This window comes from Staphylococcus pasteuri (assembly GCF_030547725.1).
GTDB lineage: Bacteria > Bacillota > Bacilli > Staphylococcales > Staphylococcaceae > Staphylococcus > Staphylococcus pasteuri.
The window spans coordinates 1-272 of sequence record NZ_JAUOQO010000344.1 but is presented as its reverse complement, the minus strand read 5'-3'; the positions used below and the strand labels follow the sequence as shown (position 1 = coordinate 272).

The window sequence follows — 272 nt, the reverse complement described above, 5'->3', positions numbered from 1 at the left end:
CCTTTCCATAGCCGCCCCCGAATCCGCTGCTCAGCTCCGCGCGCCAGGATGCGGAAACGATAGCCATCCGCCATTTCACAAATTACATCAGTAGTGGCGGTGCGAAGGAACTTCTTAACTCCAAATTCCCGAATGAGATCTTCGTTTTCAAGAAGCTCTTCGGTAATGTTGCCAAGTTGCTCCGCCGCACCGTCTTCTGTTGAGCCGACGAGGATTACGTAGTCTGAAACGCGGAACAGGACCGAGGCCAGGATAAAAATCATACTCAGGGC

1 protein-coding gene is annotated in these 272 nt (G+C 52.9%); it reads right to left on the bottom strand.

Annotated features, from left to right (window positions below; genetic code table 11):
- Positions 1–272: hypothetical protein (locus tag Q4528_RS13930; RefSeq protein ID WP_303522180.1), on the bottom strand; the 272-nt coding region annotated here is incomplete at both ends.